Origin of the sequence: Zobellia russellii, assembly GCF_018728565.1 — a bacterium.
Taxonomy (GTDB): domain Bacteria; phylum Bacteroidota; class Bacteroidia; order Flavobacteriales; family Flavobacteriaceae; genus Zobellia; species Zobellia russellii.
The window spans coordinates 335,227-351,598 of record NZ_JACSOI010000002.1; the positions used below are offsets into that span (position 1 = coordinate 335,227).

At 39.0% G+C, this 16,372-nt stretch carries 14 protein-coding genes; all 14 read right to left on the bottom strand.

Annotated features, from left to right (window positions below; translation table 11 throughout):
- Positions 1-29: 29 nt before the first annotated feature.
- Positions 30-1,274 carry an ABC transporter permease gene (locus tag H9565_RS06990; protein ID WP_215438496.1) on the bottom strand — a complete coding sequence of 415 codons (1,245 nt, stop codon included), beginning with the start codon at positions 1,272-1,274 and terminating at the stop codon, positions 30-32.
- Between the two features lie 100 nt (positions 1,275-1,374).
- On the bottom strand, positions 1,375-1,608 hold the full coding sequence (locus H9565_RS06995; protein ID WP_215438497.1) for a hypothetical protein: 234 nt from the start codon (positions 1,606-1,608) through the stop codon (positions 1,375-1,377).
- A gap of 38 nt (positions 1,609-1,646) precedes the next feature.
- Positions 1,647-2,180: a DUF420 domain-containing protein gene (locus tag H9565_RS07000; RefSeq protein WP_215438498.1), complete on the bottom strand. Its 534-nt coding sequence runs from the start codon at positions 2,178-2,180 to the stop codon at positions 1,647-1,649.
- Complete coding sequence (locus tag H9565_RS07005; RefSeq protein WP_215438499.1) at positions 2,181-2,903, bottom strand: SCO family protein; 723 nt, start codon at positions 2,901-2,903, stop codon at positions 2,181-2,183.
- A gap of 25 nt (positions 2,904-2,928) precedes the next feature.
- Positions 2,929-3,567 carry a hypothetical protein gene (locus tag H9565_RS07010; protein WP_215438500.1) on the bottom strand — a complete coding sequence of 213 codons (639 nt, stop codon included), beginning with the start codon at positions 3,565-3,567 and terminating at the stop codon, positions 2,929-2,931.
- Positions 3,568-3,666: 99 nt separating this feature from the next.
- Positions 3,667-4,053 carry a cytochrome C oxidase subunit IV family protein gene (locus tag H9565_RS07015; RefSeq protein ID WP_215438501.1) on the bottom strand — a complete coding sequence of 129 codons (387 nt, stop codon included), beginning with the start codon at positions 4,051-4,053 and terminating at the stop codon, positions 3,667-3,669.
- A gap of 50 nt (positions 4,054-4,103) precedes the next feature.
- The gene (locus H9565_RS07020; protein WP_215438502.1) at positions 4,104-5,093 is read right to left on the bottom strand and encodes a cytochrome c oxidase subunit 3; all 990 of its coding nucleotides are present in this window, start codon (positions 5,091-5,093) and stop codon (positions 4,104-4,106) included.
- Positions 5,094-5,190: 97 nt separating this feature from the next.
- A complete protein-coding gene (locus H9565_RS07025; protein WP_215438503.1) occupies positions 5,191-5,772 on the bottom strand; it encodes a cytochrome c oxidase subunit 3 in 582 nt (193 codons plus the stop codon).
- Between the two features lie 8 nt (positions 5,773-5,780).
- On the bottom strand, positions 5,781-6,680 hold the full coding sequence (cyoE, locus tag H9565_RS07030; protein ID WP_215438504.1) for a heme o synthase: 900 nt from the start codon (positions 6,678-6,680) through the stop codon (positions 5,781-5,783).
- Positions 6,681-6,857: 177 nt separating this feature from the next.
- On the bottom strand, positions 6,858-7,562 hold the full coding sequence (locus tag H9565_RS07035) for an energy transducer TonB (protein ID WP_215438505.1): 705 nt from the start codon (positions 7,560-7,562) through the stop codon (positions 6,858-6,860).
- 53 nt (positions 7,563-7,615) lie between these two features.
- Positions 7,616-8,038: a VanZ family protein gene (locus tag H9565_RS07040; protein ID WP_215438506.1), complete on the bottom strand. Its 423-nt coding sequence runs from the start codon at positions 8,036-8,038 to the stop codon at positions 7,616-7,618.
- Positions 8,010-8,390 carry a glycine cleavage system protein GcvH gene (gene gcvH / locus H9565_RS07045; protein WP_215438507.1) on the bottom strand — a complete coding sequence of 127 codons (381 nt, stop codon included), beginning with the start codon at positions 8,388-8,390 and terminating at the stop codon, positions 8,010-8,012. Before gcvH ends, H9565_RS07040 begins: the two co-directional genes overlap by 29 nt.
- Before the next feature lie 156 nt (positions 8,391-8,546).
- Positions 8,547-15,743 (bottom strand): T9SS outer membrane translocon Sov/SprA, encoded by a 7,197-nt coding sequence (sov, locus tag H9565_RS07050; RefSeq protein ID WP_215438508.1) that lies wholly within the window; start codon positions 15,741-15,743, stop codon positions 8,547-8,549.
- A 5-nt stretch (positions 15,744-15,748) separates the two neighbouring features.
- The gene (ruvA, locus tag H9565_RS07055) at positions 15,749-16,330 is read right to left on the bottom strand and encodes a Holliday junction branch migration protein RuvA (protein WP_215438509.1); all 582 of its coding nucleotides are present in this window, start codon (positions 16,328-16,330) and stop codon (positions 15,749-15,751) included.
- Between the last annotated feature and the right edge of the window lie 42 nt (positions 16,331-16,372).

The following is a 16,372-nucleotide window of genomic DNA, read 5'->3' on the forward strand; positions in this document are numbered from 1 at the left end:
TGTGAAATAAAATTGGTTCAGATATTGTTCTATTCATCTCGTAATGCATCAATGGTATGAATATTGGCCGCCCTCCAAGCAGGAAAGAACCCTGCCACTGCCCCTGCCAATACCAAAACAAAAACTGTTGAAATAGCTACCGTAAAATTTACGGAGGGGTTTAAAACGTAGTCCACCTCTATATGAGGGCCAACAAACTCCAAGAGTCCCATACTAAAAATGAGCCCTGCAAAGCCAGAAATGGCCGTAATGAAAATAGATTCGTGCAAAATCATACCAACTATAGACCATGGCTTGGCACCAAGTGCCTTTCGTATACCAATTTCTTTTGTTCTTTCCCTTACCACAATAAGCATAATATTACTCACCCCAACCACACCAGCTATTATAGTACATATGCCAACGAACCAGAAAAACAAAGCAATATTATCCGTTAGACTATAGTACCTTTTAGCTTCTTCCATAGCACTCCATACGAATATAGCATTGGTGTCATCCGGTGCAACGGTATGAGCTTGTTGTAAATACGACTGAAGACTGTTTTTGAACTTTATGGATCGGGAAACTACTTCTTCAAAATTATCCGCGGGCGGTAAAGTATAAGCTAGGTTATTTAATCTATCGCCACCGTTAAAAGTGCTTTGGGCGGTGGTCATGGGTATGTAAATGCGCTCCTCTTCCCTGTCCTCGGTTTCATTGAATACGCCAACAATCTTAAAAGGTAGTCCTGAAATCTTAATGAATTCCCCAACCGGGTTATCAACTTTAGAAAAAACATCATCCGCTATTTTCTTTCCTATTATCGCTACTTTAGCCCTATCCCTTTCATCCTGATGATTTAAAAATCTACCCCCGGACATATTTGCATTCTCTATTAATTGAAATTGGGACGAAACTCCCTGTACCTGGTACACCAATGCTTCATTACCGTAGGTAACCGATACATTCCGAACAAAAATTCTAGGTGATTTAAATTGAATGTCATCTTCGAGCAACTTTGCCGAAAACTCGTAGTTGGCATTGGTTAACTGAATATTTCTGCCAGGGTTGAGCCCCTTATACTTTTTTGTGGTAGTACCCGGCCACACCCAAACACTGGTTGCCGCATCTTGTTCAAACTCATGGGCAATACCATTGCGAAAGCCTTCGCCAAAACCTAATAAAATAACGAGAATAAATATACCCGAAGCCACGGATAAACCGGTAAGGAAGGTTCGCAATTTATTTTTGCGAATCGTATCGAAAATTTCCTGCCACCTTTCGATGTCGAACATGTAGTTGATTTTGATTGATTGATGAGCACGATGGGGGATATCGTACAACTACAAGACTATGAAGGACACTTTTTGTTACACTAAATTACCAAAAGAAATGTTAAACTTCTTCTGGCGACCTATTTTTCATCTTTTTGTATACGAAATAAAAGAGTCCTCCTACAAGAATATAGGGCAAAGCCATAAGGTATACAATGCCGTTGTTTATACCTTCCGCTGCATCAACGTTACCACTACTTTCCAAAGCGGCACGACACATAGCACATTGCGCTTCCATATCTTGAGGAATCATTAAACTAGCTAAAAAAAGTAAGGCAAACAGGCTCTTTTTCATTCTCATGTATTAAACAATTATCTTCTTCCTATTTTCTTCTAACTTATATAGTAAGGTGAAATCATAATGTACACCACAACACCCGTAACCGCAACATACAACCATATTGGAAACGTAACCTTTGCCCATTTTCTGTGGCTTTCAAACTTTTCCAAATAAGCAAAAGCATAGGTTTTTAAGACCATAGGTATGATAGCGATTGAAAGAACAATATGCGAAATCAGAATAAAGAAATAGACATAGCGCATACCTCCTTCACCACCGTAGGATGTAGATTCTGAAGTCATATGATACGCAATATACATTACCAAAAACAACAGAGATAATCCAATACAACTGGTCATTATGTTCTGGTGTAGTTTCTTTTTACCGTTTTTTATGGCCCAAACAGCCACAATCAGCAACACGGCTGTAAGTCCGTTTATTGAAGCATAAATTGGAGGCAAGAAACCAAGTCTTTCTACATTTGGTATTTTAACCCCAAACAATATGGCCACCACTACCGGTACAATTATAGAAACTACCGTAATTAACTTATTGAACTTTTTTTCCTTGGCTAGCGTCTCCTCCATCTATTCTGCTAATAAACGTTTGATATCTTCTTTTAAAATTGAAATCTGCTCCTTTTCACCGTGGTCATTTTCACCTTGCTTCTCTGTAATGGCACCACGGTAGTAAATGATAGGGTTTCCAAAATCGTCTTTTCTTGACCTTAAATATCCTTCTTTGTCCACTAAGGCAAACAGACCGGAATGCTCAAAACCACCTGGTGCATCCGGCATTTCAGAAGCAAATATATTGAAACCATTATTGGCCAAATCGTAAATCTGTTCTTTATCGCCGGTCATTAAATGCCAGTCCAAATCTGTAATTCCATTCTTTTCGGCATATGCTTTTAATACCGTAGGAGTATCAAAATCCGGAGTTATAGAAAATGAAGCTATTCCAAATTGGTCATTACCCTTGAATTGGTTTTGTATTTCAACCAGATTTTGGGTCATGAGAGGACAAATAGAAGGGCAGCTTGTAAAGAAAAACTCCACAACAAACACTTTACCCTTATAATCCATATTGGATATGGCCAAGCTATCTTGATTAATAAGATTAAAAGAAGGCACTCTTTTCTTTTCTCCATTTAAGGTGATGTAGGACAAAGTACTCTTTGCGTTTTCTACATTCAAACGGTCATTCTCTACAATGGTTCCACTAGAAATACGGTTTACAATTTTTGGCACGAAGATGATTCCAAAAACCAGTATTACCAAAGACACCCAAACGTACGTATACTTTTTCATTACAGCATTTAAATCTAAACCGTTACTACTTTTGCCTATCGGCGCTATTCTTTTTTAGGGCCATGCGATATTCCGCCAATATAATCTTTACATCATCTTCCATCTTATTATTAAGTTCGGAAACCGATGAAGCATCAAAACCGTATAGCGTACCTTCCTTACCATCTTCCGTTCTGCCCCTAAGACTCAAATCTTTGTCAATAATAAAGGCATAGGGCGTACTTAAATCGCTTTCAAGCTCTATATCCGTATTCAGCGAATTGAAAAAATCGGTTACTTGCTGGTCATTACCAAAAACAAAGTTCCATTTTTTCATATCTACTAAATGCCCCAACTCCTTCTTTAACTCATCCGCTTGTGCCTCGGTTCCCTTTGGCATTACCATGACAAACTGAAAGTCTTTAAACTGATAAAAACGCTTGTATATTTTTTGATTAAGATTGAAGGCGTTACCATTTTTTTTATCGGGATTTTTACCCAAGAAGCCTACCACGGTAATATTGTCTTTAAGACTAACATTGGGATCCATGTGCGCAACGTCATTCACTCTTTCTGTCAAAACCGATAGCTTCCCAAAGTTAGTTACCCCTGAAGCAAAAAAGAGATATGCCACTATAGGCAAAATAAACAATACCACTAAGACCGAATACTTTTTTACCTGCATAACAAAAGAGTGCCGAACACCAAATTTAGTAAACCACAAAAATAAAAAAGACGGTTGTGAAACCGTCTTAGTATGCTGTTAATTTATTAAGATATTATTTTAGAAATTCCACTGTATGAAACCATCTTTGTATACGTTGTAAACATAATCTGCCTCAAAAAGAAGAATGAACAATAGATAAGCTACTAGAAAAATAGGAGTCCATACAATCGCCCTTCTCAAAGAACTCTTTTCATCACGTAAGTGCATAAAATCCCAAGCAATATAGTACGCCTTTACCAAAGTAAGGATTATGAATATCCAGTTCAACAACTTCATCCCAATAAAGTAGGAATGTGTTAATGATCTTGGTTTTACAATACCCAATACTACTTCAACCGCTGTAATAAGAGAAAGAAATATAAGTACTCCCCAAATTTTCTGGGTGTTGGACTTAAACTTCAACAGTCCTCTAAAAATTTCTAGTTTGTGTGCGTGTTGTGCCATATTATATAAATCTCAAATGCGTTATATATCGTTTTTTCAGGAAGAATAAATTATACCAAGTAGAAAAAGGTAAATACAAATACCCATACCAAATCTACAAAGTGCCAGTACAGACCAACTTTTTCAACCATTTCATAATGTCCTCTTCGCTCATAGGTTCCTAAAATCACATTAAAGAATATGATTACATTGATTATCACACCTGAGAAAACGTGAAAACCGTGAAAACCTGTTATAAAGAAGAAGAAATCTGCAAATAAACGACTACCATACTCATTACGAATTAAGTTAGCGCCTTCAACAACTAATTGACCGTCCTTTATTTTCTTAAGAGACTCCTCTCTATTGAGTAAAGTTTTATGCCCTTCGTGTTCGCCTTCCTGTACTATAGCCTCAGTTCGGATAAGGATGTTCGGGTTAGCCTTAAAGCCTTCCATTACCTCGTTAAACGAATAACTAGGCATATATCCTTCATCAAAAAACCACACTCCGTTCTTACGCTCATGTTCCGCACGCTCCGTAGGTATAGTCTTTGCAAAATCACGAATTGCAGCACGCTCGCCCGTTTCGGCATTTACAAATTGTAAAATACGGCCACCTTTAGTCTCAACCGCACCATAATCACCTTTTATAAACGTACCCCATTCCCAAGCCTGAGAACCTACGAATATAGCACCACCAATAATGGTAAGGAACATATACCAGATTACGGCGTTTTTCTTCATTTTATGTCCTGCATCTACAGCCAAAACCATAGTTACGGAAGACATAATAAGTATGAATGTCATAAAAGCCACATAAATCATGGGGTAATTACCATGAAAGAAAGGAACGTGGGTAAAGACCTCGTCCGCTATTGGCCATGTTTCTATAAACTTAAATCTTGAAAAGCCGTAAGCAGCTAAAAAACCTGAGAAAGTTAAAGCATCAGAAACGATAAAGAACCACATCATCATTTTTCCGTATGATGCTCCTAGGGGACTATTTCCGCCACCCCACACGTTTTCTTCTGCCGTACCAGTTGTTACCGTTGTATCCATATATTTTGTAGTATGGTTAGATTTTGCACAAATTTATAGTTTTCTTATGTATCGTGAAAGCGCTATACACATGAAAAACCAACTTTATTTAATTTTATTACCCTACGAAGTACATAAACGCCAGTAAATAAACCCATAACAGGTCTAAAAAATGCCAAAAAGTTGCTCCTAAATCTACTCCTAAATGCTCTTGAGGGGAGTATTTACCCTTTACCTGATTGTATAAGACCACTAATAAGGATATAAGACCAGCCGCTACGTGCACAATATGCACCATAGCAATCAAGAAAACATAAGACAATTTAATGTTACTTGTTGGACCCGTGAAATAGTATCCTGTGGCTATCATTTGGGAAAATCCGTTGAACTGAAACGCAACGAAGGCAATACCCAGCCCCAATGTAGCCAACAACCAACTTGTTCCTACAGTAGCGCTACCACTTTTTATGGCTTTTTTGGCCATAATATACGTTAGACTACTAGCTATGATCAATGCCGTACTCACAAAGAACGAACTTGGCAAATGAAGGTCACTGATCCAATCTTCACGGGAGCTACTTACAATATAAGCACTGGTCCACCCTGCAAAACCCATGATAAGGCTTACAATACCAAACCAGAGCATCATTTTTTTAGCCCTATCGTTCTTTTCTTTCCCCGTTCCTCTTGTTAAATCCATGATCATATTTAAATAAACTTATCTACTACGTAAACCACCTGCATTAATGTAATATAACTAACACTGGCCAACATTAATTTCCGTGCGGTAACGTTATCCCGTTTTTCGTACAAAAGAAAAGCGAAGACCAACATGACCATTCCCATTAAAAATATAATAATCGCTGCAGGAACGGAAAGTCCTAACCTACCTGTAAAACCAAATACAGGTACAATGGAAATAACCAACATCCAAATGGTATACATTATAATCTGCAATGCTGTGCCTTTGTCCTTTTTTCCAGTAGGTAACATTTTAAAACCTCCTCTTTTATAATCATCATCCAACATCCAACCTAAAGCCCAAAAGTGAGGAAACTGCCAGAAAAACTGAATCATAAATAATGTACCCGGCTCAATACCAAATTCATTAGTAGCAGCTACCCAACCCAGCATAAAAGGAATTGCCCCAGGAAAAGCCCCTACAAAAACCGCCAAAGGCGTCTTGGTTTTTAATGGTGTATAACAACTTGTATAGAGAAAAATGGAAATAGCCCCGAACATTGCCGTCTTAGGGTTCAGCACATAAAGGGAAACTACCCCTAGAACGGTAAGCAAAATAGCAATGAACAATGCTTTTCTAACGGACATCCTGCCAGAAGGAATAGGCCTGTTCTGAGTACGTTTCATTAACGCATCCAAATCCTTTTCAATAATCTGGTTGTAAGCATTAGACGCTCCAACCATACAATAACCGCCAAACGCCAATAACAAAAGTGAAACAAAGTTAATCTGATCGGCTCCCAGTAAATAACCGGCCAAAGAAGAAAAAACCACACTAATTGCCAGTCTGGCTTTGGTAATCTCCTTAAAATCCGCCATTGCCAACGCCAGAAAAGGAGTTGTTGCCGTATTCACCGCTGTCTTCATTCATCTTTTTTCGAACCGCAAAGATAGCTTTCAACCTCTATTTCTGCAACCAATTGGACATCTTTATATTATACCGTACAAAGCCATCAAAAATTAAAGAGCGATTATAAGGTTAATCAACAACAAAAAGCCTGTCTACGTTGTAGACAGGCCTTGAATATATTTTGTAAGCGATGCTTATTGCAATTTAAATGTAATAGGAATACTGAATGGAACCCTTACAGCTCTACCACGTTGCTTACCTGGTGTCATTTTAGGAAGCTTACTAATGATACGAGCAGCTTCTTTTTCTAGGTTTTTGTCCGGTCCACGCATTCTAACGTTACCAATGCTACCATCTTTTTGAATGGTAAACATTACACTAACCCTACCTTGAACCCCCATTTCCTGGGCAATTTCTGGATATCTAAAGTTTTTCCCGATGTGCTTTTGCATCATCTTCTGAAAACAAGCCCTTTTATCAGACTCACTTTCACAACCTGGAAAAATAGGTACATCTTCAATAACTGCAAAAGGCACATCTACATCTTCTACCTCTTCTTCAACGATTACATCTTCAACTTCAATAATCTCTTCTTCCTGACTTGTCTCAGTAGATTCAATTACAGTTTCCTCAACCTCTTCTTCATCTTCAACAACTTCAATAATTTCAGGAGCCGCTGGTGGCGGTGGTGGCGGTGGCGTCTTAATCTGCTCCGTCATAGGAACTTCTTCGTCCAATTCATCATCTACATTCATTGAAATATCGTAGTCATTTGTCTTATCGTACGTTTTCCACTCTAGCGCACCATATACCAATGCCATTGTAAGTGCCAGACCAATAACAAAATAGAGTCCGCTATTGCGGCCTATATCTGCTTTCGGATTCTTTTTCGGTTCCATAATTTTGTGTTTTAATGTTTGCTAATTTAATTAAATATTCCTTTAACAAGCAACTAATTTTTCCATTTTAACCACCTTTCCTTGGAAAAAAGGGATTTAACCGCCAATGACCCTAAGATTGCACCCACACTATTTGCCAATGCATCTAGGATATCGCCATGACGATCTGCTGTAAAACTATACTGTAATACCTCAATAATTATACCATAAATAATAGCCCCCACTACGGCATATAATACAGCCTTGCGTAGCTCCACACTTCCTTTTGTCCTTTCCTTGATAAATAGCACTGCCAAAAAAGCGGCCCCAAAGTAAAAAGAAAAATGAACTACCTTATCAAGGTTGGGTATATCTATATTGTCAGCTTCAGTATCAGAGAAAGAAACTAGGCTAAAAAAGGTAACAAATACCATCCAGCCCAAAAACGCAATCGTATACTTGTTGTTTTTAAGCACCAATAAGTGATTTGTAATCATCTGCAGACAAAAGATCGTCTACTTCAGAGGCGTCACTAATTTTAATTTTCACCATCCAACCATCGCCGTAAGGGTCAGAATTCACTTTTTCGGGAGCATCTTCCAGAGCTTCGTTGAATTCTATGATCTCTCCACTCAAAGGCTGAAACAAATCAGATACTGTTTTTACCGCTTCAACCGTTCCAAAAACCTCTTCTCTATCCAAGGTTTCATCTACGGTCTCTACTTCCACATATACAATATCGCCCAATTCACTCTGAGCAAAATCCGTAATGCCAACGGTAGCTACATCGCCATCTAATTTGATCCACTCGTGATCCTTTGTATACTTTAATTCTGCAGGTATATTCATGGTCTAATTTTTATGAAAACAAATGTATTGTTTTCTGAAAGAGTTTTCAAAAAAACAAGACCAAGTTAATGGGCAAAAGCCAAAAATTACCCTAACTTAATATTAGACCCAGGTATAGCGCACGATTTACACCTCTGCAACCCGTTGGAAAGCTTATTAATTACCAAAATTATACCTAATAGTAAATCCCGAATTGATTGTAGTCTGAGGAAAAGCAGTGGATACAGCAAACTGCGAGAATGAATGATCGTAGAAGAACAAGGCATTCAGGTTTTTGCTTAGCGCATAATCCGCAGTAAATTTAATGGACAATAAGTTTTGACCTGATGTAATCTGGTTATTGTCAATATCTAAATTTCTAATGATAGTGATGTTGTCTCTAAGCGTAACATCTGCCTTTAAATTCAAATCCCCCTTTAAACGCGTCTTGTTTCCGCCAATGTTGGTAACAAACTTAACATCCTTAAACCTATACCCAAGACCTACGGTGTATTCCTTACCGTTCATTTCGGTCATAAGGTTATTATCAAAGCTAAGCGCCAAGGTTCTACTGGTTCTCATTTCGGCTAGAACACTTACGGAGTTTTTCATTTCAAAATCCATACGCACCAACGGGTTGAACTCATCGTTCAATACCACGTTGTTTAAAATAAGGTCTGGCATTAAATCCCCATCAGAATCAACAGCATCAATACCCTCATTTTCCTTTTTAAACTGCACTTTTTCGAGATTAGTCTGAAATGAGTTGATACTATACGCTGCACGATACCCATGACTTACAGAAAAACGCTGAAACCTTTTCTTGAACCACTTGTTACGCATAAGACCTGTAAACTTCAAATTCCAGTTAGGAATTGGGATATCACGGAAAGTATCCAAATTTACACGTTCTGCATCTTGCCCGGTATATGCAGCAAAGAAAGCTGGAAGCAATACATCTTGCTGCGTTTTACTATACTTTTCAGGAAAACCTGTTTCTGGATTTATGTTTGCCACTTCTACCCTATCCGCTACTAAGCGATTGGCGATGATAATACGGTTTTGCTTAAACTGTTCAAACGTTTTGGAATCAAACTCGTCACTTTTATTGAAAATTGTTCCGAGCATTACTGTAGAAATACTAAAGTTCCCGTATTCGTTACCTAAAAGATTATTATACTCCAACGAACCGTCCGTATTACGTATAACACTAAAATTCTCCTGATAACTATTGGAAAACTGTCTATCCGCAGATAAATCTATCGTTAAATCTTTAATGGGCTGTGCGGTGGCCGTAATATTCAATTGTTTGTTGATATTCTGAATGTACTGCTCGTTAAACTCGTCAAAACCGGTCAACCATCCTTTTCTTGCGGCATCAAAACGCACATCTGCCTGACTACCAAAAACAAAACCGAACGAAGGCTTTAACGAACCTACGAAACCAACGGATTGCGTATACCCTGGAAGCACTTTACCTCTGCTTTCATTATAATTAAGGTTCAACCGTTTTACCATAGTGAGGATATCTACCGCCGTATTGAAAAGACCACTAGTTTTCTTTTCTGTCTTTTCACTGCCCGAGGCCGGGTTACCCGCTTTATCCCTTCGCACCGGAGCCCTATTGGCCGCAGATTTTCCACTTCGTTTTTTAAGCCCTATCATATCATAGAACTTCTGCATGGTAAGATTAGCAGTTAGATTGTGCGTACTAGCGTTTTGTACTGTATTAATGTCTTCCAACGCTACTTCCCTAAGTGCATCGCCACCACGCTGCCAATCAAAATTACTGGTATAGCTGTATTGTGCATTTATAAAATCCAGTACAGGAATTTTACTAAAAGGCAGGTCATAGTTTAATTCTAATTGTTGGGCATGCCTATTGGGCTCTCCCAAATCCCAAAAACCGTCCCAAAGTCCCAATGTCTCATCTATACGTTGGTCTTCATCACCAGTACCATTTACAAAATCTTCATAATAATTTCTAACGATGTGGTTGTTACTGGCGGTCATATTTAAACGGAGTGATTTGGTAAGGCTATAATTTACCGCATACTGCCAATTAAACTGATAATTTCTTTGTTGTAACGTTGGCAATTCCAATTTATCTACCCCTTCTTCCACAACATCCCTAAAACGTTGTTGGTTGAATTGCCTATCTATATTAGAGTTAACCGATATACTGGTAGGCAACAGACTTAAGTTCAATTCTTTTAACCACCTCCAATACCGACTAGTAAAGAGCGAGTCGTTTTTCATAAAAGGTGCCACTTCTACAGGCTTAAAATTATGGTTGTAAACCAAGCCTGCAGCAACGTTTTTATCCTCTAAAGAAGCAATTTCAAAATCTCTATGATTGGTTTCGTTGTACGAATAGTTAAAAGTAAAGTTCTCTACATCGTAAAAATTGGCATCGGCCTCTTCTCCTCTATCTTTGCGGACCCCTATAAAGTTTATACTGGTACGTTTGGTATAGTCCTCTGCCTGCTGTTCAATGGCCTTTGCATCTTCAGGGTTATCTGCAGCATCAATTCTGTCCTGTAACTTTAAATCATCATATACCGGATCAAACTCAGGCGTAATCATTTGTTCCGATATACCGTAGTTGAACGGAAGTTGAATACCCCATTTATTAGGAAGTAACTGTCCAAGATTTACATTGGTAACTACATCATAGGAAAGCGCGTCTTCACGAGCACGTTCATTAGGCATCTGATCAATGGCACCAAAACCTGAAGTACTGGTACTACCCGTTGCGGAGACATTCGCAAAATCTGCGAAGTTTGCATCTACGGCGGCCAATGCGGCCCAACCACCTTCATTATCCAAACCTGCCAAACGAAGTTCATTGAACCAAACCTCTCCTCTTGCCGGGGTTCTACTTACATTCTTTACCCCTACCATCATACTACGGATACTTCCTAAAGAAGGGTTACCCTGTATTCCAATACGTAATCTACCGGGAGTTCTTGCTGAAAGCGGATCCACTGAAACCACTTCCCCGTCTATCACTTCAAAATATCTGATTTCACTTAAGTCCGTTCCAGAAATCCAAACCGACTTTACCTTATTAAGGTCTGCTAGCACAATTTCCATCTGGTTATTATCCGGCCAAATAGCTTCTTCGGAAGTAGCTCCAAAAGAGGTGAACTCCAACGGAATTTCCAACTGATAAAAGTTCTCGGAGAAATCAGTTCCTATTCTAAGGAAACCTACCAAAGGTTGGTCAACATCATAAATATCCGTCTCTAAAATTTTCTCGGCATGTATGAACATTTTTAATTTTTCATACTGACGCACATCTATATCAAGATTCTTAAATACACCTCTAGAATCTTGAGACTCCAAATTTTCCACCACCAAAGAAAGAGATTGCTCATTCTGTTGTATAATGGTATTGTTATTGTTCAATTGCTCACGAAGAACACCTGGAGGCAGCACATAAGGAATAGGACTTCTACTTTCGTTTTCCTGAATGTTAACCGCATTAACATCTAAGGTAGTGGCATCATCTGCCGTATTTGGGTCATCTACATCAAGAGACTTAGTATAGGTTCTCCAATCTCCACGTACAAGATCCAACGTAGCAAAACGCAAAAGCACATCACTAGAGAAGCCGGTCATGTACATACGTAATGAGCTTATAGAGCGAAAATCATTGATACCACCTACTGCTTCGGTAAAATCACTTAACGGAATTTTATACTGGATCCATCGGGTACGCACTGTACTTTCATTAGGAATTCTATTTCCTGAAAGCACTAATGAATCACGAATGTCGGTTACATATTTATCGTTAATGGTCGTATTGGGTTTAATAGGAATCCGGTATTCATAGTAACTGTTTACCGTATTCATGGTCAAATCACGATCAATATCCTCTACATCTGGCAATGTGGTAGACCCTCTATTATCATTAGTTACCTCAACCGGCGAGTTTCCTTGCGGGTTGTTGAAGTTCAAATATCTATTAAGTATCCCGCCATCACGTTGCAAGAAGTATTCGTAGTTATCCAAAGCTGGATCTTCTGGATTATCGTTCCCATAAATTGCGGCTTCGGCTCCATCATTAAGACCATCAAAACCAAGATCTTGTTGTGAGCGACTGCCTTCATTAACATCAAAGGCATACACTAAGGCCTGGGTTGCCGGAACCGGACCCCACGTAGGATTTTCCGGTTTTACACTTCCCTCACCGTTAACTGGTAGTCCGTTTTCGTATTGCTTAAGGCCATCCGCCAAAATATCTTCGGAAATATTACCAAGGTTAAACACTAATTCTCCTTGACTTGTTGCAGTTCCTTCTAAATAAGGATCCATCACCCAAAACTGAACAAACTCAACATTGGCCTGCTCAAAATTGGTACTGCTCAAAGACCGCATGATACCACCCCATTTATCATTGGGAGATTCCGTACCAAAATTAGCATTTGCGTTATACGGACCTTTCAACTCAGGGTAATACGCTAAATCTAATGTAGTCTGTTGACGCGTCTGTCCTTGAGCTACTTCAACCTGAGGAAAAACCTCATCTATAAATATCCTTCTTGTGGCGTTTGTGGAAATATCATTATCACTGATACTCGCAGGCCTTTGGTTGGTATAAAAGACAGGGTCAATAGAATACCAAGCCATTTTTGCCCTACCGAAACCAGTTTCCAAACCTTTTTGAGTGGGTGAATCCAAAAATTCCACCGGTGTACTTGCCAGTGCCCAACCCAAAGAAGAGCGGATATCAATTAGAGCCTGAGCCCCTTCAAAATCATCTAAGTATGTTGTTGTTTCCCCTTGAAAGTCGGCATTTTTAGGTGAACTAGGCTTTAACCAAGCAACTTCTCCCCTAACCGAAAGATTAGACGGAACGTCCGTATCTATATTAGGTAGTTTATTGACCAAACGGGTCAAGAAAGGAACTTCGGTTGAAAAATTTCCATTGATTCCGAATACGGTATTATTCACAGGCTCTACGCCAAAGTTGGACTTTTGCGTTAATGGCCTTTCATTTAGGTTTAATAAAGTGGCCCCTAAAACAAAATTCTTGTTGAATTGATGCTCTACGTTTACGCCTGTAAAACGACGGGTTTGCTGACCGAATACGGCATTATTTTCTACTGAAATATTAATTGGGGTATTAGAAGCCTCTAAACTTGGATCAAGAATCTGAACCGTACCTGCCTGATAGTTTACCGTATAGTCTATACCTTCCTGCAACTGTCTTCCTCCAGCGGTAACACGCACAGAACCCCTGGGCACGTTAAAAGCTCCGATCGGAATGCCATTGCTTCCCTCTGACTTGTATCTACCTTTTAATAAGAACTTATCTTTTTCCGGGTTTTGTAAGGCCGCAGATTTGGTAAGCTCATACATATCCCTAAATACATATTTCTCTTGGTTGGCGTTATATCCGCTTTCGGTATTATAATCCCCACCACCTAAACGTTCAAAAAGATACTCTCCAAAAGGCTCAACTTTCGTAAATATAATTTGGCCGTTCTGCGTATCTACGGTTATGCCCGGAACAAAATCAAAAAAACCATCACCACCAGGTTGTACATCATTGTAGGCATTAAGTCTATCAAAATTAAAGACATCTAACAATATGCGCTCTTGCAAAGGTTTTCCTCCATCCGTTTGGGCCGGAAAATCTTCAACCGGAGTAATATAGTTCCTTGGTGTTGGGTTAGAGTAAAGGATATTCATTTTAAAATCTTCCTGACTCAACCTAAAAGCACCGGTGGCATAAATATTTTTCATCATCAAATCCCAAATAGGATCGGACACATTGGTAATATTACTTTTCAGTAATTTCAGCACTAAGGTGTTATTATCAATAATAGGGTTTTCCAAAGATCCGGAAACCGTTGTTGCATCTACCCCACCATTGGCAAATTCACCAACCTGATACACTTTTCCGTTATAGGTATATTGAAAGGCTACCGCCAATACCTCGTCATTGCTTAAACGTTGGTTTAATGAAATGTAGCCCAATTGAGTGTTAAATTGAAAATCCCTACCCTGCTCCAACTTTCTTGCGTTTTCAAGATAAGCGTAGTCAAACCCTTGATTAGGTTGGTAGCCCGAAACATTGAAACCTTGCTCAATGGTAGCCACATCACGAATACTCTGGGTAAGTGCCCCACCTTTACCAATTGACGCAGGATTGTAATCATTTGCATCGTTACGTGGCAACTGGTTAGGTTGCCCTGAATTTACATTGAAAAATCCTGCAGGGGCATTCCCTGAGATTCTAGTCTTATTTTCACCTGCTAACAATGGGTCATATTCTCCCAAATCTTGAATACCAACTATATTACGAACGTTTAAGGTTTGCTGACTACGGTTGGTAACCCAAACTTCTAAACGGGTTATCTGTACTTGGCTCCTGATATAGGGGTAGTTAACCAAAGCTGCATCATAATTATCCCTAAAATACTGGGCCAGGAAGAAATGCTTATCCTCATCATATTGAAGTGCCGAAACGGAAAATTCATTTACCGTACCCCCGCCCTGTGCTACAACTGTATTATTTTGAGAACGCTGTTCCGAGAAAACTGCGGTAACCGTGGTCTTACCAAATTGAAGCTGAGTTTTTACCCCAAAAAGACTCTGCGCGCCCGTTATAAGGGAGCTATTGAGCGGCATGTTTACGTTACCTACCTCTATTGACTGAATGATATCGTCCTCCGTAGGTGTATAATCCAGTTTAACAATATTCTGAAAATCAAAAGTAGCTTCTGTGTCATAATTGGCCGTAACCTGTAATCTTTCGCCTATTTTACCAAGCATACTTAGACTTATACGCTGATCAAAATCAAAAGATATATTGGTACGGTTTCTTGGGGATAAAGAGGGGTTGTCATTTTTTTGCCAGATAACCCCTAGATCCATAGCCACGGATCCCTGTGGTATTACCTCTATAGTGTTACCTCCAAAAATAGATTGAAAAAAACTGTTGTTTACGTAAAAATTGGGGAGTAAGTTTTTTCTTGCTTCTTCACTACCTTCTTTTTTTCCGGCATAGGCATCGGATTTTTCTTTAAAGTAGTCCTTTATTCCTTCTTGGCGTACCAGCTCATAATATTGCTCGGGAGTAAGTATCACCGGGTATCCAATATCAAAATCACCTACCTTTTCAGAGTAGATGTACATATTTAGATTTGGATCGTATTCGTATTTAGAGACAATACTTTCCGGGTTTTCCATTTTGAGCTTACCCAAAGAAAAACCGGTCTTTACGGAATCCACTTCCTGCTCTTCCCTATCTTCATTTTCTGTTTCTTGGGCATACGATACACCGGAGGAAACGAGCAAAAATAAAAATAGGAGTGTAAGCTTAAATGGTGATTTAAGAAATAGTTTGGCCCCTGTTTTCAAACTTGTTATAAATTTTTAAGCGCAAGTTTAATAATGTTCTCTACGCTGAGCGAGGGGTCTTGGATAAGTACTTTGTCAACTACCTTTTCGGCGGATCTTCTTACAAAGCCAAGAACCTCTAAAGCAGATAACGCTTCTTCTTTATTTGTATTGTTCGTAGGAGCGGAAACTTCGCCTATATCGTAAACTTTTAAAATCTTATCCCTAAGGTCTAGAATTACACGTTGGGCCGTTTTGGCTCCTATACCTTTAATGGACTGAATTGTAGCCACGTCTCCATTGGCAATTGCATCTCTAATTTGGGCAGGTTCCAATGAAGAAAGCATGGTTCTGGCCGTACTTGAACCAATACCTGAAACCGATAGTAAAAGACGGAAAATCTCGCGCTCAGATCTTTCGGCAAAACCAAAAAGCGTATGTGAGTCTTCCTTTACTTGAAGATGAGTAAACAAACTAATATTTTCCGAATCGCCTATCTTAGAAAAAGTGTTCAAGGAAATATTTACAAAATAGCCAACTCCAGCACATTCTATCACTACATAGGTTGGGTTTTTCTCTACAAGTTTTCCTTTAAGATGGGTAATCATATCCGGGGTTGTTTTGGGGAATTATTTTGCCCGGTCATTAGA

Excerpts from the sequence above, each read along its gene's own strand:
- H9565_RS06990 (WP_215438496.1), bottom strand. The coding sequence starts at position 1,274 with ATGTTCGACATCGAAAGGTGGCAGGAAATTTTCGATACGATTCGCAAA.
- H9565_RS06995 (WP_215438497.1), bottom strand. The coding sequence starts at position 1,608 with ATGAAAAAGAGCCTGTTTGCCTTACTTTTTTTAGCTAGTTTAATGATT.
- H9565_RS07000 (WP_215438498.1), bottom strand. The coding sequence starts at position 2,180 with ATGGAGGAGACGCTAGCCAAGGAAAAAAAGTTCAATAAGTTAATTACG.
- H9565_RS07005 (WP_215438499.1), bottom strand. The coding sequence starts at position 2,903 with ATGAAAAAGTATACGTACGTTTGGGTGTCTTTGGTAATACTGGTTTTT.
- H9565_RS07010 (WP_215438500.1), bottom strand. The coding sequence starts at position 3,567 with ATGCAGGTAAAAAAGTATTCGGTCTTAGTGGTATTGTTTATTTTGCCT.
- H9565_RS07015 (WP_215438501.1), bottom strand. The coding sequence starts at position 4,053 with ATGGCACAACACGCACACAAACTAGAAATTTTTAGAGGACTGTTGAAG.
- H9565_RS07020 (WP_215438502.1), bottom strand. The coding sequence starts at position 5,093 with ATGGATACAACGGTAACAACTGGTACGGCAGAAGAAAACGTGTGGGGT.
- H9565_RS07025 (WP_215438503.1), bottom strand. The coding sequence starts at position 5,772 with ATGGATTTAACAAGAGGAACGGGGAAAGAAAAGAACGATAGGGCTAAA.
- cyoE (WP_215438504.1), bottom strand. The coding sequence starts at position 6,680 with ATGAAGACAGCGGTGAATACGGCAACAACTCCTTTTCTGGCGTTGGCA.
- H9565_RS07035 (WP_215438505.1), bottom strand. The coding sequence starts at position 7,562 with ATGGAACCGAAAAAGAATCCGAAAGCAGATATAGGCCGCAATAGCGGA.
- H9565_RS07040 (WP_215438506.1), bottom strand. The coding sequence starts at position 8,038 with ATGATTACAAATCACTTATTGGTGCTTAAAAACAACAAGTATACGATT.
- gcvH (WP_215438507.1), bottom strand. The coding sequence starts at position 8,390 with ATGAATATACCTGCAGAATTAAAGTATACAAAGGATCACGAGTGGATC.
- ruvA (WP_215438509.1), bottom strand. The coding sequence starts at position 16,330 with ATGATTACCCATCTTAAAGGAAAACTTGTAGAGAAAAACCCAACCTAT.